22 protein-coding genes and 1 rRNA gene are annotated in these 20,994 nt (G+C 51.1%); 11 read left to right on the top strand and 12 right to left on the bottom strand.

What is annotated here, in order from left to right:
- The first annotated feature begins 2,002 nt into the window (after positions 1-2,002).
- Entirely contained in the window at positions 2,003-2,302 is a 300-nt protein-coding gene (locus LJF34_RS28460; protein WP_231190265.1) for a hypothetical protein, read from the top strand.
- 476 nt (positions 2,303-2,778) lie between these two features.
- On the opposite strand, the gene LJF34_RS28455 is transcribed toward LJF34_RS28460, so the two are convergent.
- Together LJF34_RS28455 and LJF34_RS28450 are read right to left on the bottom strand one after the other, a co-directional pair.
- On the bottom strand, positions 2,779-3,204 hold the full coding sequence (locus tag LJF34_RS28455; RefSeq protein WP_231190262.1) for a hypothetical protein: 426 nt from the start codon (positions 3,202-3,204) through the stop codon (positions 2,779-2,781).
- A 274-nt stretch (positions 3,205-3,478) separates the two neighbouring features.
- The gene (locus LJF34_RS28450; protein ID WP_231190259.1) at positions 3,479-3,811 is read right to left on the bottom strand and encodes an SMR family transporter; all 333 of its coding nucleotides are present in this window, start codon (positions 3,809-3,811) and stop codon (positions 3,479-3,481) included.
- 83 nt (positions 3,812-3,894) lie between these two features.
- On the opposite strand from LJF34_RS28450, the gene LJF34_RS28445 reads away from it, so the two are divergent.
- Entirely contained in the window at positions 3,895-4,683 is a 789-nt protein-coding gene (locus LJF34_RS28445) for a helix-turn-helix domain-containing protein (RefSeq protein ID WP_231190256.1), read from the top strand.
- 95 nt (positions 4,684-4,778) lie between these two features.
- Here the strand turns inward: LJF34_RS28445 and LJF34_RS28440 are convergent, their stop codons facing one another.
- The 3 genes from LJF34_RS28440 to LJF34_RS28430 form a co-directional block, all read right to left on the bottom strand.
- Positions 4,779-5,639 (bottom strand): ABC transporter permease, encoded by an 861-nt coding sequence (locus LJF34_RS28440; protein WP_231190253.1) that lies wholly within the window; start codon positions 5,637-5,639, stop codon positions 4,779-4,781.
- Positions 5,636-6,571, bottom strand: a complete 936-nt coding sequence (locus LJF34_RS28435) for an ABC transporter ATP-binding protein (RefSeq protein ID WP_231190250.1) — start codon at positions 6,569-6,571, stop codon at positions 5,636-5,638. The genes LJF34_RS28440 and LJF34_RS28435 overlap by 4 nt, the downstream gene beginning before the upstream one ends.
- 67 nt (positions 6,572-6,638) lie before the next feature.
- The gene (locus tag LJF34_RS28430; RefSeq protein ID WP_231190247.1) at positions 6,639-7,040 is read right to left on the bottom strand and encodes a hypothetical protein; all 402 of its coding nucleotides are present in this window, start codon (positions 7,038-7,040) and stop codon (positions 6,639-6,641) included.
- A gap of 455 nt (positions 7,041-7,495) precedes the next feature.
- Here LJF34_RS28430 and LJF34_RS28425 point away from each other — a divergent pair, with 455 nt between their 5' ends.
- Positions 7,496-8,722: a S8 family peptidase gene (locus LJF34_RS28425; RefSeq protein ID WP_231190244.1), complete on the top strand. Its 1,227-nt coding sequence runs from the start codon at positions 7,496-7,498 to the stop codon at positions 8,720-8,722.
- A gap of 174 nt (positions 8,723-8,896) precedes the next feature.
- Here LJF34_RS28425 and LJF34_RS28420 read toward each other — a convergent pair whose 3' ends face one another.
- From LJF34_RS28420 to LJF34_RS28400, 5 genes are all read right to left on the bottom strand, one after another.
- On the bottom strand, positions 8,897-9,640 hold the full coding sequence (locus tag LJF34_RS28420) for a hypothetical protein (protein WP_231190241.1): 744 nt from the start codon (positions 9,638-9,640) through the stop codon (positions 8,897-8,899).
- Positions 9,641-10,458: 818 nt separating this feature from the next.
- Entirely contained in the window at positions 10,459-10,713 is a 255-nt protein-coding gene (locus tag LJF34_RS28415; RefSeq protein ID WP_231190238.1) for a hypothetical protein, read from the bottom strand.
- 114 nt (positions 10,714-10,827) lie between these two features.
- Positions 10,828-11,076, bottom strand: a complete 249-nt coding sequence (locus tag LJF34_RS28410) for a hypothetical protein (RefSeq protein ID WP_231190235.1) — start codon at positions 11,074-11,076, stop codon at positions 10,828-10,830.
- A 510-nt stretch (positions 11,077-11,586) separates the two neighbouring features.
- Complete coding sequence (locus LJF34_RS28405; protein ID WP_231190232.1) at positions 11,587-12,387, bottom strand: hypothetical protein; 801 nt, start codon at positions 12,385-12,387, stop codon at positions 11,587-11,589.
- A gap of 346 nt (positions 12,388-12,733) precedes the next feature.
- Positions 12,734-13,117 carry a DUF1428 domain-containing protein gene (locus LJF34_RS28400; RefSeq protein ID WP_231190229.1) on the bottom strand — a complete coding sequence of 128 codons (384 nt, stop codon included), beginning with the start codon at positions 13,115-13,117 and terminating at the stop codon, positions 12,734-12,736.
- 382 nt (positions 13,118-13,499) lie between these two features.
- Here LJF34_RS28400 and LJF34_RS29365 point away from each other — a divergent pair, with 382 nt between their 5' ends.
- The 4 genes from LJF34_RS29365 (at position 13,500) to LJF34_RS28380 (ending at position 16,197) form a co-directional block, all read left to right on the top strand.
- Entirely contained in the window at positions 13,500-14,285 is a 786-nt protein-coding gene (locus LJF34_RS29365; RefSeq protein WP_342765917.1) for a helix-turn-helix domain-containing protein, read from the top strand.
- Positions 14,286-14,378: 93 nt separating this feature from the next.
- Positions 14,379-14,648, top strand: coding sequence for a HalOD1 output domain-containing protein (locus tag LJF34_RS28390; RefSeq protein ID WP_231190226.1), 270 nt, complete (start codon positions 14,379-14,381; stop codon positions 14,646-14,648).
- A 450-nt stretch (positions 14,649-15,098) separates the two neighbouring features.
- On the top strand, positions 15,099-15,818 hold the full coding sequence (locus LJF34_RS28385) for a hypothetical protein (RefSeq protein WP_231190223.1): 720 nt from the start codon (positions 15,099-15,101) through the stop codon (positions 15,816-15,818).
- A complete protein-coding gene (locus tag LJF34_RS28380; RefSeq protein ID WP_231190220.1) occupies positions 15,811-16,197 on the top strand; it encodes a hypothetical protein in 387 nt (128 codons plus the stop codon). The genes LJF34_RS28385 and LJF34_RS28380 overlap by 8 nt, the downstream gene beginning before the upstream one ends.
- A gap of 1 nt (position 16,198) precedes the next feature.
- On the opposite strand, the gene LJF34_RS28375 is transcribed toward LJF34_RS28380, so the two are convergent.
- A complete protein-coding gene (locus LJF34_RS28375; protein WP_231190217.1) occupies positions 16,199-16,528 on the bottom strand; it encodes a HalOD1 output domain-containing protein in 330 nt (109 codons plus the stop codon).
- A 300-nt stretch (positions 16,529-16,828) separates the two neighbouring features.
- Here LJF34_RS28375 and LJF34_RS28370 point away from each other — a divergent pair, with 300 nt between their 5' ends.
- The 3 genes from LJF34_RS28370 (at position 16,829) to LJF34_RS28360 (ending at position 18,655) form a co-directional block, all read left to right on the top strand.
- Positions 16,829-17,602, top strand: coding sequence for a hypothetical protein (locus LJF34_RS28370; RefSeq protein WP_231190214.1), 774 nt, complete (start codon positions 16,829-16,831; stop codon positions 17,600-17,602).
- Positions 17,595-17,987, top strand: coding sequence for a hypothetical protein (locus tag LJF34_RS28365; RefSeq protein ID WP_231190211.1), 393 nt, complete (start codon positions 17,595-17,597; stop codon positions 17,985-17,987). The genes LJF34_RS28370 and LJF34_RS28365 overlap by 8 nt, the downstream gene beginning before the upstream one ends.
- Positions 17,988-18,358: 371 nt before the next feature.
- Entirely contained in the window at positions 18,359-18,655 is a 297-nt protein-coding gene (locus LJF34_RS28360) for a hypothetical protein (protein WP_231190208.1), read from the top strand.
- Between the two features lie 6 nt (positions 18,656-18,661).
- Here LJF34_RS28360 and LJF34_RS28355 read toward each other — a convergent pair whose 3' ends face one another.
- Complete coding sequence (locus LJF34_RS28355) at positions 18,662-19,018, bottom strand: hypothetical protein (protein WP_231190206.1); 357 nt, start codon at positions 19,016-19,018, stop codon at positions 18,662-18,664.
- A 1,035-nt stretch (positions 19,019-20,053) separates the two neighbouring features.
- Between LJF34_RS28355 and LJF34_RS28350 the strand changes: the two genes are divergently transcribed.
- Positions 20,054-20,994, top strand: a 16S ribosomal RNA gene (locus LJF34_RS28350); the annotation flags it as partial.

The raw sequence follows: 20,994 nt of genomic DNA, 5'->3' as shown, positions 1-20,994 counted from the left end.
CAATTACGAAGGCAAACAATTCCAGCTCAGCGCCCAACTTGTACCGCTTACACTCGAGCAATTTGAGCACTCCTTCATCTTTGGTACGTTCATTTCAGCCCGTGACGGTCACAAATGGCTCGTTTACCGCCGTAGTCGATTCATGGGGTGTTGTTCACCGCTATTCGTTCACTGGGACAGGAACGTATAATGGATCAACTATTCGGATCCAAGAGACAGCGAATTACTCGGCGATCGGTGAGACACAGGTCTCAAAGCCGTCGTGGTATGCTGCTGCAGCCAAAAATACGACCCATCAAACTGTTATTAGCTGATCCGACAGTGATTTTGTAAACTCTATTTTTTCGAAGTGTTTTGAAGCGATGAAGGAACACTTTACACGCTAGCAGTTCTCACTTGATGTACTTCACTTGAGATCTGATGTCCACCTATCGGTCAGGTAACTATCCGACGCTACATCGGTATGAATAGTTGTGCGAGAACAATCGCCGTGATTGCAAGCGAAAAACCCGCCATCGCATAGGTCAATGCGCCATACTCGGTTGGCTTTCGCTCTTCTTTCTCTGGGAACCATAACCGAACAAGCCCAATTAGTAAAATCGGTAGTCCAACCCCCGTTCGAAGAATACTCTCAACATTCAACTGGAACTGTGAGGCCATTAAAGACTGGATCAATAACAACACTCCGCTATACAGAAAACAGTACGTTACGAACCGTGCTGGCCGCATCACTTCTATAATTGTCGTTTAATCACTATATCCCTATCGGTAACTCCTCTTCTGATAATTGTGCAGTGAACCGCTGTAGCTGATCGACTAATTTGGCAGGAAAATCTCTTCTGTCTCGTTTAGATGTGGTAGTCAACAAAGCGGCTTTGTTCCTCTCATACCCACTCTTCTCTCGTGTGAAATTGATGGTTAGACCGCTTGTTGGCCAGTAGACCGTGTGTCAACCCACAGAGAAACACCTGCTCCAAGTGCTAATGCAAGACCGAATCCTGCGAACAACACTTCATCCATCATCAGGAACGCAATCGCCTGAATACCACCTAATATGAGGAGATATACTGAGACAAGTGAGCGGTACTGTCTATTATGCATACTTCTCTATTGTAGATCTCCGTGAATAAGAGTATCTCCTGCAGTGTATAACGAAATTTCGAGAAACCGGATCTTCACTCGAGATCGGGTGTGAATCGATAAACGGGAGTGGATCATCCCAGGTTCCCCTGAATCTATCTGTGGCCGGTTCGCCGTGCGTATTGAACGAATGGATCGAATCATCCTAATCACTTAGTAGAGTGGTGAGGAATGACGATTCATGGAGCGAATGTATCTCTATAACGGGGCTCTTGCTGTCCTCGGACTGTCGTTTCTTCTGAACGCGAGTGCCACATTTGTTGCCGGAGAATGGAGTGTTACTTCACTCCTTTTTGCGGTGAGTGGAGGCGGAATGATTCTCGGCGCTGGCTACGAGTCGCTCCGAACTGACCCTGCCGAGTTCAGTATTTCTGCCGGTGCACTCGTTGTGATCATTGGTTGTGCTTGCTTGAGTCTTGTCGCGATCGTCCTGGATATCGTGTTTAGCGCCTGACCGATAGACTCACACTCTCTATTCAACAATAAGCCGAATTTGTGATCAGTATTGATATAGCAGCAGTAGACTCTCACCAGCGGTAACTTCTTAGCGGTTTGAATTGTAGTTCTAAATATGGACGCAATTGGGTCAATCGTCGCGGGTACCGTTTTCCTCGCCCTTGGCTATGTGTGGCTTCGCGGCTATTGGAAAGGGTATGACGGACTCAATAGTGAGCTATTCAAATAACCACTATTCGTCTGATTTTGAAACCACAACTAGTCATGCATGTGCCAACAGCCATCCTACTAATAAGCAGCAGTATACCGACCCTGAGATCCTTGAATTGATCTGTTCACATTTTATCGGATAAATCGATCAAAATTTGCACACCAAGTTCTCAAACTTCTCTTAAGACGTGCTACCGTGTCCAACGAAGAGGTGTGGAGAGACGATCAGAACACGAGGAGTTTACTAGTACACATGGATGCACTCGGTGAGAAGATTATCCAAGCCGATGCCCTTCTCTGGCACATCAGTAACGTTGGTGTTGGGATCGCTGTCTTCGTTGCGACACTGCTATACTCTCCACCCGGAACAAACAGTCTCGATTTGATCGTTACTCGTCTCGATCTATTCTATCTCCTGATCCCGCTCTCACTCGTGTATACATGCTGGACCACTATTGATTTCTGGAAATGGTATTCGGATACGGATCGTCAGTAGTACAAGGCGGACCTTCTCTCCTACAAGAAGCTGATTTCTACTCTCTAACCTCTAAGTGGAAAAAGTCTACCTCCGATACCAAGGAGCCAATCTACCCGCAATTCGTGCCGTAAGTCGAACAGCATCCTAACCATTATGCGAAATCTACATCCTACTAGGGATATGGGTCCTCTCGCTTCGGTTCGTTCGTACAACAAACGACTTACTAAATGGGCTGAATCACACCCCGCCAAATGGTGTGGTCTCATGGTGCTGTTCGGTACCGCCGTGATACTGCTTCCATTGAGCGTGAGCTTCGGCGGCCCAATCAGTGAAAATCTCGGGTATGCTCTCGCGTTTGGCGTGTTCTTCGGCGTCCTACAGGCACTGTTTCTGAGGACCGTCGATACGTAGATACTCTGTAGTTAGTAACCGCGTTTCAGTTGCCATTCTTCACTCGAAATCGGGTGTGTCCACGTCTCAAACCTTTTTAGACTTCAGGAATTGATGTAGGTTACAACTCGTCGTGTGCTAGCTCCAATGGCGGCTACACCGATACCAATTCCGAAGGCAACTGCAAGGAGTACGGGTATGAAACCAAATCCGGCAGGGTCATAACTTGGAACAAGATCAAAATAGAGCCAAATACCCAATGAGAGTTCCATCCCGATGACGGCCATCACTGGCACCAATGCACTCACGAGGAGACCGTCGTTGAGGTAGGCACTGACTAGTGCCACAGCGCCTGCTATCACTGGAATAGAGGGCACAACCACCACAAACGTGAACGGGAAACTTTCATAGATCGGAAAACTCGTGTACACCACAAGACTTGCAAAGAAAATAATTGTAGCGAGGAGGAGAACCTGGCGGGTACGGTGTCGGTCGCGGCCGAAGAGTACGGACGAGTTAGCATAACTCATGGTTGGCTTTTTTGGTTTTCATCTACAAATAACTTTATCGCCTAATTTAAGGAGTTCCGAAATGCAACCAATGGCCAGAGGAAACGATGTTGAAGACACGATTCTGAGAGTCGTGTTTTTGATCTCGCCGAGACGCTCTGATCGTACCCCCGTACCACATTTTCAATAGAGCATATTACTTGACGCTCTCTTATCACCGAAGCGGTCAAATCAGTAAAATTTTATTATCCACTGCTCCTATTCGACGGGTCAAGCCCCTTCGTAATAATCCCCATTAGTGAGCAGACATTTGTGAGACGACATTAACGCAGTACACACCACCGATAATGAGGAGAATTCCGATAATTCCCGCTATATCTATTGGCTCATCGAAAAGAACGATACCAATCGCTGCGACACCAACAACCCCCAATGCTGCCCATGTCCCATAGACGACACCGATCGGTAGCTCTTCGAGGGTCAGAGACACAAGATAGAAAGCGATCCCATATCCGACGACGACACCGAGACTGGGAACTGGTTGAGAAAACCCATCTGAAAGTTTGAGGGCAGTCGTTCCGATGAGTTCGGAGAGTATTGCACCAGCAAGCAGCACGTACGGATTCATAGCAGTAGGTCTGGGATTCACCGATATGAGATTATTGAAACAAAACACCACTTACAATTTGTTTGGACTTACAACGATAATCTATGACGGAGTTGGGCGAACTTGGTCTCTCAAGCTACGAGGAGAAAGTATATCGGACGCTACTAGTGACAGGAGCAGTAACCGCGACTGAACTCTCCGATAGTAGTGGCGTTCCAAAAGGCCGTATTTACGATGTGCTCAACGGCCTCGAAGCTCGCAAACTGATCCGGATGCAGGTAAACGACCCAAAACAATACGTCGCCGTGCAGCCAGAAACCGCCGTCGACAGGCTTCTAGCCGAGAGAACATACGAACTGAAACAAGAGTGGAATCGCTATCGAAAGCGGGCTGAAACCGTTCGTTCAAACCTACTGCCGACACCGCCTGCCGAGAGTAGTTTCTGGCTCGGATCGCTCGGGAGTGACGAGATGAGCACAGCGCTTCAGCAACATATGCAAACTGCGGAAGACTTTGTCCATGCGATCGTTGGGACACCCTATGAGAATACATCATGGGAAACACTCCAAAACGAAGTAGGAGCCTTCTTCGATGGTGCTAGTGCGGATCTCACAGTCGATCTCCTGTTGAGTGAAAAGGTAGTCACTGTACTTCCTGATAGAGTCCCGCGCCTGATTAATGATCAATCGGCAGACGTGACTATTAGAACGATCCCCGAGGTCGTGCTTTCTTTCGATGTGATCGATCGAGTAGAGACAACCATTGACATCCCACACCCAGTGTTCGGTGACGACCGGATCGGGGTGCTAGGAATCAAAAATTCACACGTCGTTGAAGAGTTTGAGAGGTATTTCCAACAACTGTGGGCTACTGCAGATCCCCTCCTCGAGTAACCAAGGGATTCTGAAGTGCTACATCGAGACCATCCGACAGTATCCGCTATAGACTGAAAACGCTCATCGCAATATCGGACATTTACTGAGAAATCTTATGAGAGTTCAGAATTGCGGAATCGAAGGTATCCAAGGGTAAGAGGGACCACAGCCCACAGAACGAGGACCCCAAACCCAAACCAGCCATTGAAGAAAACTGGGACATTACCACCGGTCATTCGGGTCATCATCGATCCAGTATTAAGTGACTGTTCTGGCGGTACAAACGATGAGAGGACAGTCGAATACGCACTCTGTGGATTAAGTCTTGAAAACAACAGATATCCCTCTGGAAGTGGCGGTTTGGGTATGACAGAGCCAGTAAGAGCATACTGAATGAGGAGCGCAATAAAACTCCAGAGAAACTGAAACAGAGCAAAGACTCCGAATGCACCCCACGCAGCACGTGATGTCGAAGTTACCGCTGCCGAGAGTCCAACCCCAAGGCAAACAAACGTCATTCCGAGAACGATTGTGGTTGCAATGAATGCAAGGTATAACACCGGTGAAAATGGTCCAGAAAGAAGCATCACAACGATGCTTCCGGCCGCAAATCCAATCACAATCGAGATGGCGACTACCGCTGTTCGGCCGACGACCTTCCCAAGAACAACATCAAGCCGGGTATGTGGTAAACTAAGTAGACAGTTCAAACTTCCACTCTCTCGTTCACCAGCAATAGCCTTGTATCCAAGCAGTAACCCAATAATGGGGACAAGAATACTCGCTGGGGCGACTAGTCCATACACGAGATTCACCTCTACTTGCGCGCCCTCAGGACCTCCAAGTGTTGGAATGAATGAAACAATATACGCTCCAACCGTTGTGAAGAGGGCAAACAGGAGTGTCAACCCGAGCAACACACGTGATCGGATGGCTTCCCGGTAATCTTTTTTCGCAATAACGAGTACGTTCATGGGGATCGCTCCTCCACCTCCTCGCGTGTATAGGACAAGAATAGATTCTCCAGTGAATCGGAATCAGTCGAAAATGTCTCTAACGATGCTCCTGCGTTTTCAAGTGTATTGAGAATCTCTGTCTCTGCTACATCCGTGTGCGTAATTGTGAGGGTCAAATCATCGACCGTCACATCAGAAACACCGGATAGCTGCCGGATAGAGTGGAGTACTCCATCGGGAATGGAGTCGACTGTAACCGTAAGCGTGCGATCCGCTGTGGCCTCGCGTAACGAATCGGGAGATCCTTCGGTAACAAGTGTCCCTTCATGAAGAATACCAACGCGATCGCAAACTGCTTCTACTTGGCTGAGAATGTGGCTTGAAAAGAAGACTGTTGCACCACGAGCGTTTTCAGCAATCGCGAGCTCGCGTACCTGCTGGGCACCGGCCGGATCAAGTCCCGTTGTTGGTTCATCTAAAATCAGGAGGTCAGGAGATCCAACAATCGCCATCCCAAGCAAGAGACGCTGAGCCATTCCCTTTGAATAACTACCAGCTCTTCGACCAGCATTATCAACGAGTCCGACGCGATCGAGAATCTCTTGAGGGTTGTCGGCAGCATTCTTGGACTCAATTGCTAACTCGATATGTTCCCAGCCAGTCAGTCGGTCGTAAACATCGGAGTGCTCTGGCAGAACCCCTGTTCGCTCCTGAATCCAAAGGCTCTCGTGCTGAGCATTCCGCCCGAGAACACGAACGGTTCCTGCAGTAGGGGTGATAAAATTCAGTAATAAGTTGATGACTGTTGTTTTTCCAGCTCCATTCGGACCGAGGAATCCGAAGATCTCTCCACGCTTGATGGTCAAGGAGGTTTGATCAAGCGCAGTAACATCACCATATCGTTTCGTCACATTATCTAATTCGATCGCCGGGACATTTGTCTCTGTCATTTAGTTCACTTTTCTCCTAGTATTTTGGTTCCTACTTGTCGTCTAAAACTCATTATTACCCTCACATTCATGGAATACCAACATGGTGATGACGCTGATAGAGGTAGTAAAGGGCGACACCGAACCCAAGGATCGGTAAAAAGACACCAGCCACTGCCCCAATAAGGAATTGATGACGATCGAACCGCCACTGTGTGAGCGTGACGTACTCCTCTAGTAACTCGAGATCACGATACACTGCGTAGGGCAACAGAATCATGACGAGAAAGACGACGATTGAAAGCAGTACCATTGCCATCGCGATCGTCGTTTCGTTAAATCCGAGTATCTGGGTTTGGTCGAGAGCGAAGACAAGGAAGAACGTGGCACCCGCGATGGACGCCATAAGAAGTTCAATTATCGGAATGATGGCGATCAGGTACCACCATCGGGAGCTACGAATGGTGGCTGGAGGGTCAGTTGATGGCATAGTTGTGATCTATTTACTGTTGTATTATAATATTTTCTTTCAAATTGAACTTCTGATGCTCAACTATACGCTGAAGTGCTACTGGGAGACCTTCATCCAGTGCCCATGCATTGGGTGCACTGGTCTCAACGAGAACCAATCTGTACGCGATTTTCTCACCTACCAATCTCCACCAAAGATTCCTTTTCTAACCCTGCAAAATCTACGTTCTATAGTTGATAACAGCAGCTTCTACCTGTTGCTTTACTCAAGATCAGGTGTTTCCACATTTGCTTAGTGCTCTTTTATCGTCGATAGATTTTGATATTCTTGGCGTTGATGAAATGGGACTACTGCAGTACCATACCTGACCCGGTATTGCGAATGACGCGGGATCAAACAGTTATTTAGTGTCTGCGATTTAGTTAATTATTCAACGTTTGCTTCTAATCTCTTCCTGTGAGTAAATACTAACAATGGACGAGCCAGAAACACAAACAGAGTCATCGCAACCGAACCGCCGTCGATTTCTTTCAGCCGGTGCCGCAATCGCTGGAACAACGTCACTCAGCGGCTTTCTTGGCTTCAAGCCGGAAGATGTAGTCCCAGTCAACATTGGCTATGAAGATGGCCGTGGATACGACGCTGCTGTTAACACCGCATCGAATGTCGCCCGAACATTCGAGTTTAACGCGTTGACGGTCGAACTTCCCCAACGAGCGGTCTCCAAGCGTAGTCTCTCGGCACTTAGTAACCAACGCGGTATTCGGTATGTCGAACGTGATCAACGAATGCACGCCCTGAGCCAATCAACTCCCTGGGGCGTCGATCGTATTGACGCAGATGTCGCCCATAACAATGGCAAAACGGGCGCGGGTGCTGATATTGCAATTATTGATACTGGGATTGATAGCACGCATCCCGATTTACAGTCGAATCTTGGTCAGGGACGATCGTTCTCGTACGGCGTTGGGAATATACTCAGTAATCAGGAACAAAGCCGACTTCACTCTCGTCGCGCGAGCATCAACTTCGATCTGTATCCCGAGTGGCAGGACGACAATGGACACGGAACTCACTGTGCAGGAATCGCGAATGCAGTGGATAATAATCGTGGTGTTGTCGGCGTAAGCACGCAGGCAACGCTTCATCCAGTGAAAGTACTCACTGCACTTGGAGCTGGGAGCACGTCTGATATCGCTGCTGGCATTGAGTACACCGCGAAACAGGGCTGGGATGTCGCAAGCCTCAGTCTTGGCGGGTCGAGTTCGAATCTCATGCGTGATGCATGTGAGTATGCTCACAACCAAGGCGTTCTGCTTGTCGCTGCTGCTGGTAACAGTGGTCCGTGTACGAATTGTGTTGGGTATCCGGCTGCCTATCCAACTACACTTGCCATCAGTGCCACAACCCAGCCCGATACTCTTGCCTCGTTCTCTTCAACAGGGCCAGAAATCGATTTGGCTGCGCCGGGGAAGAATATTCGCTCGACGTATCCGACCTACTTCGGAAACTACTCCAAACTCTCTGGCACTTCAATGGCTGCCCCACACGTCTCTGGTGCGGCGGCACAACTCATGGCTACTGGCCTGTCACATGAAGAGACGTTCCGGAAACTCACAGACACGGCCGAAGATATCGGACTAACGCCAACTGAAAGTGGTGCTGGTCTCCTCGATGTAGCTGCTGCTCTTGATCTCTGATCCAAATCAACCATATCTTCTGAGGATACATTCAGAAGTAGCAAACTAGGTGGTTACTGATCACCAATTCTGTGCAAGAAAAGGGTTGATGTCTCGAATTTAGCTTATTTGGGATCGGTGACTGCAACCGAGCAAAATAAGCTGTTGTGAGATGCGAAAAGCGCTATACTCGCATTAGAACGGCGTACGAATCCCAACTCCATACGATAACGACCAGTCGAATCGTGGCTTCGTACCGGTCTTAAATTGCACTTCACATGCACCAATGAGTGGAACGTCGGTTGTCGCAAACCCCTCCCAGCGCGATCGATAATTGACTTCATTGACAGGGCTGAGTCCCATCTCATACGAACCATCGGGAACAGTCACTGTCCCTCCAGCGACAGACGTACGACCACTACCTGACTGGGTTGTATCAGCCGACAGCTCCCCCTCGTAACCTACCGAAATTTCTTGTTTAAGCCAAGTAAAGGCGGTTTCTTTCTGATAGAGTCCCCAGGGATCAACGTCATATTTTTTGCCCAGTAACCGACCTGCACTCCATAACCGTATTTTGTAGCGACGGCTGCCAAGCTGGTGAACGAGAATGGTGGCGTCCTGCATCGCATACTGCTCTGTTGGCACGATTGTCACCTGTCGCGTGTATGCACCAACAAACTCACCAGCAAGTGACTCGGGGTCGGTCCACGGGATAGCGGCACCACCATACTGCTCATGCATTTGGGTCGCGTATGCATCGAAATCCTTCGGAGGAATGAAGACCTCTCTGTTCGGTGAATCAAGATCAATTGTATTGGTGCCACCTCCGCCAGCTTTCGTGCGAACGAATCCGAGATCGAGATAGGCAGCCCTGCCGGCAGCCGTACCAAGGAGAGCGGTTCCCCCAACCCCACGGAGGAATTGTCGTCGAGAGGGCATCTATTTAAACGCGCGTCATGACCGTGTATATGCTTTCTGAACTGATTCGCATGAATCCCTTCTAGTTCTGAACCGACAGTAGATCACCTCCGGTATCTGCGATTCATAAGGTATTGTCTATAGTGGGCTTACACACCTGCTGCTCGCCGCTTTCCCCGATAATAGAGCCAGAAGAGTATGAGCAGCGTCAGTGGAAAGAGAACGATCGCGGCGATTGCTAAGGGAGGGCAGAGCAGAAACAAAGCTAGTGTTCGCCATGAGACGAATGTATCACGAGGCATACTGCAGATATCGTTCGACTGTTCGTATGAATCTCTTGGTTGTTCCGATGATCTCTGCGTTGTTGGGAAGAATTCCTCACTTGATGTGCTTCACTCGAAATCCACAAAATTGAGCGCCTTTTAGAAGTATGGATATTCCGAGCACAAAATGGAGGAGAGATGCCCATAGAGACGCCGCACGGAAAGTAAAGTTGAGAAACTGAGCAGCTATAAATACCAATGAAAATCCAATAAGAAGAGAAATGAGTGAAACCTCCGTTAGCTTGATTGGTCCAAACGAATAGGGGGAGGAATGAAGCGAACGATCTGGCGACATATTCCTTCATCCGACTCGCATGAATATAACTTAGCTGGTATTCCTTTACGGGGAGTTTTTCAAATATTTATAATCTCGTTCGGTGGTCTCAGTACTGCTTAGTGCAAAATGTGGGAGTATGAGTCGCCGTATTACGGTAAGTAACTTCGATTGAATATTTGGTGTATAAGCGGCAGTGCAATAACTTTAGTACCTCCAAATCAATTTGTCTCTATTCTTGTTTATCTACTACTACTGTCAACTGGTGATAGTGATTGACGAACTTCCCTACCAAAAAACCCGCCAGCGAGTAGAAGAATTCCCACTCCCATTATAAATGCACCTACAATAAAAATCACATTACCAATTTCTGACAGTAGTGTCGCACCTGTGAGTAGAAGTATCCCACCTAAGAACAACCATTTGAAATCCTTAATCGTCTCTCCTTCCATGACTGCTGAGAAACAGACAGTTCGGTCATCTTTGACTTCTCCCATGCGCTCATTTCGGCTTGTTCTGGGATTCGAGGGTATCTCCGTTTAGAGACTCGCGTTCAAAACGATGGTTGGTATACTTGCAGAACGTTTCCGAGAGCGGCTGTAGGAATTCGTCTAATTCATGAACCACTTTTGCAGGTGCCAGGGAAGCATTCCTAAAACAAAGAGAACGCCACCACAAAGGACAATCATTGTGGGTGGAACGACGAATGCAAAATATTGTTCATAACCAATCCCAACCCAGCCTGCACTGAATGGGTGACCAATGTACAGGATGCTTTCTTGAATCAGCCACTGGATGGCTACCGCGCCACCAATCACGAGAAGAATTCCACTACTGAATGCGCGGTTGGCTACTTGCATTATAGAAGTCAATTATACTACTAAACGATATATGTTTAGTTCAGTTCTTGGCTATTGACCCATGACCGGAGCGCTCCCTTTGGCTCGCCCGAGAATCTCATTATGAGGACCTCGATGATTCTTGGGTCCAATGAAGGCAGCCAAAGCCGATGAAAAAGAGCACGATTGACCCAAGAAATCCCCACCGCATAACCAAGAGAGCATGCGGGATCGACAGACGGAGCAGAAGAGACAGCGACGCGATAAGAAATGCTATCGCCGCAAGGTCCCACCATGTCCGCCATTCTGTGACGTACTGTAGTATCCAGTGTTTCATCTGTAGTACTAGTAGTAATTTGTCGGAGGTGCTTTGAATGTTGACATTCATACTCTATAACAAGATGCTACTCTAGATCCCTGCCAGCTTGATGCAGTTATTACAAGCGAATAGAATTCATTCATCTATACTAGCAACAATGTATCACATCCGGAATCTCGCTCGCTGGCTCGAAAGCGAGTATACAATAGAACTCAGATAACAAACCAGTTTAAGATCGCAATGACGACGAGTAGCGGTGCAAGTACTCCGTATTTTACTAGCCGTCTCGTAAGATAGCGACGAAATTCCGCCGGTTCTTGATCTGTAATCGCTAGAGGTACCGCATTAGTTCCGTAGAGTACTGAAGTCCCGTCCTCGGTATGAACGTTACCGTAAACGGTAAGTGTTGTTTCGCTCCCTATCGGTTTCGCCTGAACATAGTACTGGCGCGCTCCGTCGTCTTTCGACTCGATCAGATCGTTAACGTCTTCGATCTCGTGTACGGTCTCGGTGCTTCTCAGATAGATGTATGGCGATGACCACATACTGGGCGAGATATTGATGGTTCTCGGTATTGTTGAGATGGTTGCCTCGGACAATGAAATCGTATTATGCGTACGAATAAGCCACGCGGGATCGATCTTTGCAGTTCCCTCCTTGGTGGTAATCGAGAAATCTCCATACTCGATTCCGGACTCGTACCCCACTTTGGCCCGAGATATTGTTCTATTTTCCAGATTTATGACATATAAGTTATCGCTATGTGATATCCGCCACAGATATGCTCCTACTGCTGGATTATAAGCTGGAAATAGCTGGGTAGATCCCTCTGGAGGTGAGTAAACGGTTATGTCCCCTCGTAATACGACTGAATCTCCTGTGTCAGCAATCTGCTTTTCTGTGTATGTCCCCGAGCGAATCGGCCGAAATATCTTGAGCGTACTAATTGCATTGCTAAAATATGGTACCGACAATACTCCCGAAACTAGTGAGATGAAAATGTTCAGTTCCATATACAACCATCTATGCGTAGATGACGTATATTATTTATTGAATAGTCGCCTGAACCGGTCTAGATGCTCTCTTCGTAATATGGGAAACTCATATCGGGCTTCTTCTAGAATCCTCTGAGTTTGATACGTTTGATAGGATCTCTTAGTTCTGCTTAGTGCAACATGGAGCAGTGGGACGAATGGACCCTAATCAATCAAGCGGAGGTAGACCACCCCCGAGACTTCCGGATCAATCTATGCGCAGTTCGTGGTGCGTATCTCGTCACACCAATTGGTGTGATATCTCGGCGACCGCAGCCGTTCGGTAGGAGTATCGTGGACCGATCTACTCTTTGCGGAGTCTCTGTTATCCCTCCTCGTAGCTGACGATGGAACGGAAACCGCCGTAGGCCATCTGCTCTTCGTCGAAGGGCATCTCCTCATCGAAAGATTCTGGGTTCATCGCGGGATCGTCCATCACCTTTGCGTTCACTTCGTCGCGGTGCTCCCGTGACTTGAACACGATGAATGAGAACACGACCGATTCGTCTTCCTCGGCCTCGGTAAGCTGTGGGAACGTCCGCACCGACATGCCGTCCATGTCTGGCTCCATGTCGTCTCCAACTCCTTCGAAGTATTCGAGGGCACCATGCTTGATCCAAAGCTGTCCGGCCTCGGCAGCCATTTCGCGGTACGCATCGAGGTTATCAGTCGGGACCGGGAAGACGAACCCATCGACGTATCGTTCCATAACCTACGTACAAAGGACGCCAAAGAGCTTGAACGTTTACTCGACTTACCGAGATCTCCCTGTTGTAGATATCGCTCTGCTGGGTTTACGCTCTCTAGCCAACAGGAGTTTGCGCTTTCGCCGCCTAATCTCATAAGCGGCAGTGAAATGGGGGAGGTCGCCGCCCTCGACGAAGCATATCTCGTCCATTCACGTGACCAACCGCTTCCACTTCGGCTTTCGCACTCATCGAGTACGGAAGACAGCGAACATCAAGTGGGAGCTATCCGTTTCACCCGCTCCTCTTCCGTACTGACGAGAATCGTGATGCTCTCGTCGCTTCTGATACTCACTCGACGACCTATCCTCTCCTTGGCCAATTCCAGATCCGTGTCGTGTAACGGTGACTCGGGCGAAGATACCGTGCTTTGGTGATCGTAGACAAACCAATCGATCAACTATTTGTTCGGAAACCGCACGGAAGTTATCAGTCGAACCCAGAATTTACCCGGTCACGTCCACACGACTTAGTGTGTCCACGATTATCGAATTCACGGTTCCAGCCGACGAGTTTCCGCTTGGGGATATCTTCCAGGACTTTCCGGATGTTGAGATCGAACTTGAACGCGTTATCCCGACGAACCACGCGGTCATCCCCTATTTCTGGGTCTGGGGGCCGGATATACCGAACATTATAACTCATTTCGAAGATCAACCCGTGGTACACTCGATTGAGCTCGTAGACGAAGTCAAGGACGGTGGTCTGTTTCGTGCCAAGTGGAATACCGATTTGGAGAGTATTTTGAAAGGAATCGCGGAGACCGACCTCATACTCGTCTCGGCTACGGGGACCGAGTCTATATGGCGGTTCGAACTGCGCACAGTCGATACGACAGGAATTACAGCCTTCCAACGCTACTGCAAAGACAATTCTATCGATATCACCATCACGCGCCTCTATGCACTTTCGGAACTGCGAACGGGCGAGCAGTACCATATCACGCCGCGCCAAGAGGAAGCGCTCACTGCGGCATTCAAGGCCGGATATTTCGACGAGCCCCGTGAAGCGACACTCGAAGAAATCGCTCGGGAGATGGACATCACCCGACAATCGCTCGCCGCACGACTTCGACGGGGACACCGAAATATCATCGCGAATACACTCTTTCACGAGGCGGTTGATCAGTGAACGATCACAGCAGTTCCTCATACATATATAAACCTCGTACATAGTCAGTCCTAGTAGCCTACTGCTACAGCGACCATTGATGGAACGCAATACATGCCTGTCAACGCCAATTCTTCGGATGATACGCAGTCATCGGTCCATCGCTTGCTCCCCAGCGTGTCAATAATTGAAACGATCATCGATGAAGTACTCGCGATGGAGGGGTGTGAACACCACGAAATTCCACCGCTGTATGATAGCATTGATCCCGACGCGCTCGCGGCACTCTATGCGAGTGGCTCACCGACTATTCGGTTCCAGTATGCCGGCTATCGAATCGAAATCTCGCCCGAACGGACTATCTCTGTTACCAACGATGACTGAAGCGTTTTCACGGTCCTGCATCGTGGCCCGTTTTACTTAGTTATCACAGAGGTTCCTTCGAGGACCGAGCAGTAGCCCGTTCCTGCTATGCTGAACGGAATTCCCGTTATCGGACACGGACGTGCCCTCTCCGAGCGTTCCCCGCCGTCGATTTATGGGCCGAATATCCTGCACGCGTTGGACACAATCGTGAGTCGCGGCCGTGATTGAAGCGTGACCGTGTCGTTTGGTTGGGTCTTAGGCCCGTGAGTATCTCATGGAAAGTTCGAGGGGTGAGCAGCGTGGGGAACGGTATCTGTCGGAGAAACCTCGTATGTCGGACGTCATCACGACTCAAACGCTCAGTATTGAGCCTCTACGATTATACCTTCCTGGGAAAATAGAATCGGACTAATGGAAAATCAGCATCGTCCCAGCGTACACACGAACCATCGTCCGATGATTACCGCGGTGAGAACGAACCGTCGAAGGCGGATTCTCAGGACCCTGCTCGACCGATCGGCCACGTCCGAACGAGAACTCGTTCGCGCGCTCGTGAGAAACGAGCGGAACGTCCCCGCGGCGGACGTTCCATCCGAAACGGTTCAGGCCCTCCGTACGAACCTCTCCCACGTCCAACTCCCGCTGCTGGAGGACTGCAACCTCATCAGATGGAACCGAGCGGACGGAACCATCGCTACGACGGATCACGCGGCATTCGGGGACGAACGGTTTCGACGCCTCCTCGAGACGGACGACGACGGCGTGGACGAGGCGTTGTCGGGATTGTCGAACGGACGCCGACGACACCTCATCGCCGTCCTTCGGAACAGTCGAACGCCCATGTCACGGACGGCGCTGGCTCGGGAAATCCTTCGACGCGAGCGGGGCGAAACGGAGCTCGATACAGTAGCGATCACCGAAATCGGGAGTGCTCTCGCTCACGTCCACCTGCCAAAGCTTGCCGACGCCGATTTCATCGACTACGACCCCGAAACGGACCGGGTCACGTACGCGTCCCACCCCGGCCTCGAAAACGTCATCACGCTTCTCCAGAGACCGACCAACCGATTCGTCGAACGGTTGGATGAGTTCTTAGGGGGACTGCTGACCACGTACACGAACGCGAGCGGGCCTACGGACGACCCCTTCGACTGGCCGTCCGCTTGGAGTGACCCCAATCATGGCTAGGTCGCTCGAACTGTGGGTGTTCATCATGTCCAACGCGCTGTTGTTCGTCAGTGGGAGCATCCTCCTCGTACTGAGCCTTCTCGCCTACTACCAGAATACGAGTATCAGGTCGTATCGACTCTCCACCATCGGATTCGGATTCATCGTTCTGGGCGGAATCGTCAGTCCGGTGTATCGGCTCCTGATCCGTAGCGACTATCATCTGAACGCCCATCAACGACTGCTTCTCCAGTCCGCTGAAAGCATCCTGCTGGCGGTCGGACTCGGGTTGTTGTTCTATGCGATAACGCGGCACAACCCTCGATCACCGGGGAAAGACGGCTCCGACCCCTTCGCGACCGACTTCCGCGAATACGAGGAGAAGGGATACGAGGACTGACTCAGTGAACCCCGTTTCGGATCAGTACCGTTCCGTCACCCGAGACGGTCACCATATAAATGCCATACGGAAACGTCACCGACACGCCATCGCTGGGACGCCGCGTTCCCAATAGACTGTCGAGAGCCCCCGCATCGATCACCGCCCCCAACGGTGGGAGGGTCAACTCGCCTTGGTGGGTGCGGCTCGCCAACGCGGCGATGATTCCGACACAGGCGTCTCCCTGCGAGAGATATGATGAGATATCGTAGAGGTAGCTCGTCACCATTTCCCCCTCGTTGGACGTTTCGTTCTCCGTAATCTCTATCGGTTCCAGGTACTTTCTCGTCATTTTGTTACCCCCATTCCAGCACTTCATTTGTCCGTTCGTTGGATGCGCTGAGAAATACTCCGCTGTCCGTATCGGCGTATAGGCTACGTATCCTACTGATGTTGTCGGTGCGAAGCAAACCGATATCGGCGGCGGACCATGTCAGTCGAAACGGCGATGATGAATACGAACGGGACTGTCCGGTCGGCGGTGCGATTCGATATCGGGAGCCGCCGTTGCACTCCCCGGCGAGGGTCGTTATAGACGTTTCTTGAAAGATAGCCGAGAAGTCTATATAAGCGCGGGTCCGAGGGGTGCTTAATGGGAAACCAAACGCAGACACGAGAGAGGGAAACGGCGGACCCGATCTTTACGGCGGTGCGAAGCGACCGCCGGCGGTTGCTTCTCACGCTTCTCGATCGAACTCCCGAGGCGTCCGACCGAGAGCTTGCACGCGCCCTCACGGCGAGGGAACGCGGAGCCTCGGAGGAAAGCATACCGACTGAAGCGGTAGAGAACACTCTGATCGACCTCTACCATATTCAACTTCCCCTCTTGGAGGATACCGACTTCATCGAGTGGGAGAGGGACCGCGAATCGATAACGACGACGGACCATATCGCGCTCGAAGACCCACGGTTCCAACGATTACTGCGAATCGAGGCCGACGGAATCGACGACGTACTGGCCGAACTCGCGGGCACACGTCAGCGTCTCGTTCTCACCATCCTCCGTGACGAGAATTCACCGATGTCGCGGACGGCGCTCGCTCGGGAAGTGATTCGACGGGAGGAGGACGAGACGGACCCGACGCAGGCGGCGGTGGATGAAACGGCGATAGCGCTCCATCACAAACAGCTCTCGACGCTGAGCGATGTCGCGATCATCGACTACGACGTCGAGACTGGACAGGCAACGTATACGAATCACCCCGCCGTCGAGGAACTACTCACGGTTCTCCGGAAGCCGGATTCGCGCCTCGTCAAGCGATTGAACGGATTCCTTCAGGGTCTACAAACGTCGTACAATCAGGCCACCGAGAGTTCGAGCGACCCGTTCAGCACGCCGAGGAGCTGGAGAACACCCTATGAGTAGACCACCCGAACTGTGGGCGTTCATACTGGCGAACATGTTCTTGTTCCTCATCGGCAGCGTTCTGCTGTTGCTGAGTTTTTATGCATACTATCAAAACCCGAGAAAGTCGTCGTACCGGTACTCCACCATCGGATTCGCCTTTATCGTCCTCGGTGGACTCGTGGAACCGGTGTATCAACTGGGTATTCGCGGCGGTTACAGTTTAAGTGGCAACGAACTCCTGATCACCCAGTCCTGTGAGGGGGTGTTGCTGGCGCTCGGACTCGGGTTGCTCTTCTATGCGATCACCCACCACGATACGGGTCAGTCGACGACGGTGGACGACTCTACTACGTCGCTCAGCACCAATCTAAACGAACTCGACGAGAGTCGCTACAAGCACTAACGATCCGAAATTTTAGGTTCGTACCGGTTTCGATGCTCCCGAAAGCTCGATGTGACGACACATGGCTGCACACCGATTCTCATGATGGAAATACTATAAGACGGTGTGAACTTCCCCTGATTTGCGACACTACCGCCGGCAAGCCCCGTTCTGTCGGTAGAGAAACGCCGTCTGTTCCCCTCGGTTTATTACGGACTCACCACTCCGTGACCGATCCCTTCGAAAACCATCGTCTCGTGTCGAAACATTTGCGTTCGTCAGACACGCGCCTGACTGACTTTCTTGTACGTGAACATCGATGACCCCTTTATGGTTGCCGTAACTGTCGCATACTCCTCGGAGTTTACCGCGACAGAGAGAGGTGCATCGGTGTGACCGAACGGACCGTTCAAATAGAGATTTTGGTCGCTGATTCACCCGATGATGCACCGGCGGTCGAATCGAACTCCCGCGTCGACGTCGCCGTGAACGGACAGATGTTCCCCACCGCAAAGCTCCTCGATGGACGCTACGTCGCATGGTGGTTCGAGACGGCCGCACCTGCTCCCGACGACAGCATTACTACGGAATGGGTCGCTGCACCGACCCGCTATCTCGCTGCCGCGACGCTTAGCGAACTCTGGGAGGATCCGGCGGCATTCGACACGCTCGTCGACGTTAACTGCTGAAAAGTACTACAGGCGGTCGATCCCTGACGATCGATTCGATTCTCTTCGTTCGAAGCTCGGCGGACTCCCCCGACAGCTCCTCGTTTCTCGCTCCAGTCGGTGCTTCGCTGGACGGATTCGAACCGTCCCGAGGAGCCATCGTCCAACCACTACGGTCATACAGACGTTGAATACGACCACGGGAAGAACGTCCGCCGTGATGAACACGACGAACAGCCCCGTCAATAGCACTCGTAGCGGTATCACGATCCCGGCGAGCGTCGCTCCCGCGGTAAGCATGGCTTCCGTCCAGCCGTACGCTCGGCGCATATCGCCGTACTCGAAGTGAATCGGTGACCGAGTGACGAACGTCTTTTTCAACACATCACCTTCGACTCCCCGTGTTATCGCGGTTGAAACCGCTTCCTTCCCATAGCACTGTGCTAACGATTCTCCGCTCCGACGGCTACCCCGCACCATCATCGATCCGTTCGACCGCTTCGTTATTCAAACCGCGTCAGTCCTTCGTCTGACGGATCCGTGCCATCTACTCCGGCGGGCGATTCCTCGGGAGCATTTTCCTTTCCCCGGTTCGGTCGTCTCGGCCTCCTCGCCGAGGAAGTGGACGGGACACAGTAGTGATTTTGTAGACACGTCCCCCTCCCTGTGCTATTCTTACTTTCTTGTCCCCGCGAGCGCGCGCACGAAACAAAAATTAAAATCTCGGACTAACGGATGCTGGTCAGTAATGGGTCGTTGTAGCGTGGGGCGTGTCGTATCTTGTCAAAGCGCCTTTGATTCGACGTACTTAAATTCTACCGGGCATTTCGATAGAATGCGAAGGACGCCTCGTGGTTCGCCCCGCGAGGTGGCCGCTCGAATCCGGCGCATTCATCTATGCGTCCCGGTGGATTCGGGCGAACGAAAATCCAATCCAATGCCCTTAAGTGTATGGGAGCATTCGGATAGGATGTCGACGGCGTCCCTCGGTTTGGGACGAACGAAACACGTCCAATCCGGTGCCCTTAAGTACAACGGGGCACTCGGATTGAATACGACGTCGCGTCCGGCCACACATCGCCGGACGCAAACCTGATCCGACGCCCTTAAATGATAGCGGGCGTTCGGATATAAACGCGACAACAGACACAGACGCGATCTGTGGGGCGTTCAACTCGTCTCACAATCTCGGACGAACGAGGTTCGAAGGGTTTAATACCCTTCCTCGCCTCCACTCAAGTCCGAAGGAAATGAGGATTCCACCCCTGCGGTCAGCCGTATACGATGGAATCTGATGTTAGCCTTGGTAGTTCGGTGACACCTTGTCGGTTATTCGATGTGGTGTCCCGAACGTGTGATATGTGATACACTCTCTTTGAGAGTGTCTCCGCCTATACGCTGAACCTTGTGTTCAGCGACATTCTGGTTGATCCTGCCAGAGGTCATTGCTATTGGAGTTCGATTTAGCCATGCTAGTTGCACGAGTTTAGACTCGTGGCGGAAAGCTCAGTAACACGTGATCAAACTACCCTATGGATTCGAACAACCTCGGGAAACTGAGGCTAATTCGAAATAACGCTCCTTTGCTGGAACTGCAGGGAGCTGGAAAGGCTCCGGTGCCATAGGATGTGATTGCGGCCGATTAGGTAGACGGTGGGGTAACGGCCCACCGTGCCGATAATCGGTACGGGTTGTGAGAGCAAGAGCCCGGAGATGGATTCTGAGACAAGAATCCAGGCCCTACGGGGCGCAGCAGGCGCGAAAACTTTACACTGCACGACAGTGCGATAAGGGAACTCCAAGTGCGAGGGCATAACGTCCTCGCTTTTGTGTATCGTAAGATGGTACACGAATAAGAGCTGGGCAAGACCGGTGCCAGCCGCCGCGGTAATACCGGCAGCTCAAGTGATGACCAATTTTATTGGGCCTAAAGCGTCCGTAGCCGGCCAGACAGGTCCGTCGGGAAATCTGCTCGCTCAACGAGCAGGCGTCCGGCGGAAACCCGCTGGCTTGGGGCCGGAAGATCCAAGGGGTACGTCTGGGGTAGGAGTGAAATCCTGTAATCCTAGACGGACCGCCGATCGCGAAAGCACCTTGGAAGGACGGACCCGACGGTGAGGGACGAAAGCTAGGGTCACGAACCGGATTAGATACCCGGGTAGTCCTAGCTGTAAACGATGCTCGCTAGGTGTGGCACAGGCTACGAGCCTGTGCTGTGCCACAGTGAAGACGCAAGCGAGCCGCCTGGGAAGTACGTCCGCAAGGATGAAACTTAAAGGAATTGGCGGGGGAGCACTACAACCGGAGGAGCCTGCGGTTTAATTGGACTCAACGCCGGACATCTCACCAGCATCGACAAT

This window comes from Haladaptatus sp. DYF46, assembly GCF_021083305.1.
Classification (GTDB): domain Archaea; phylum Halobacteriota; class Halobacteria; order Halobacteriales; family Haladaptataceae; genus Haladaptatus.
This window is presented reverse-complemented; position numbering and strand designations above follow the sequence as displayed.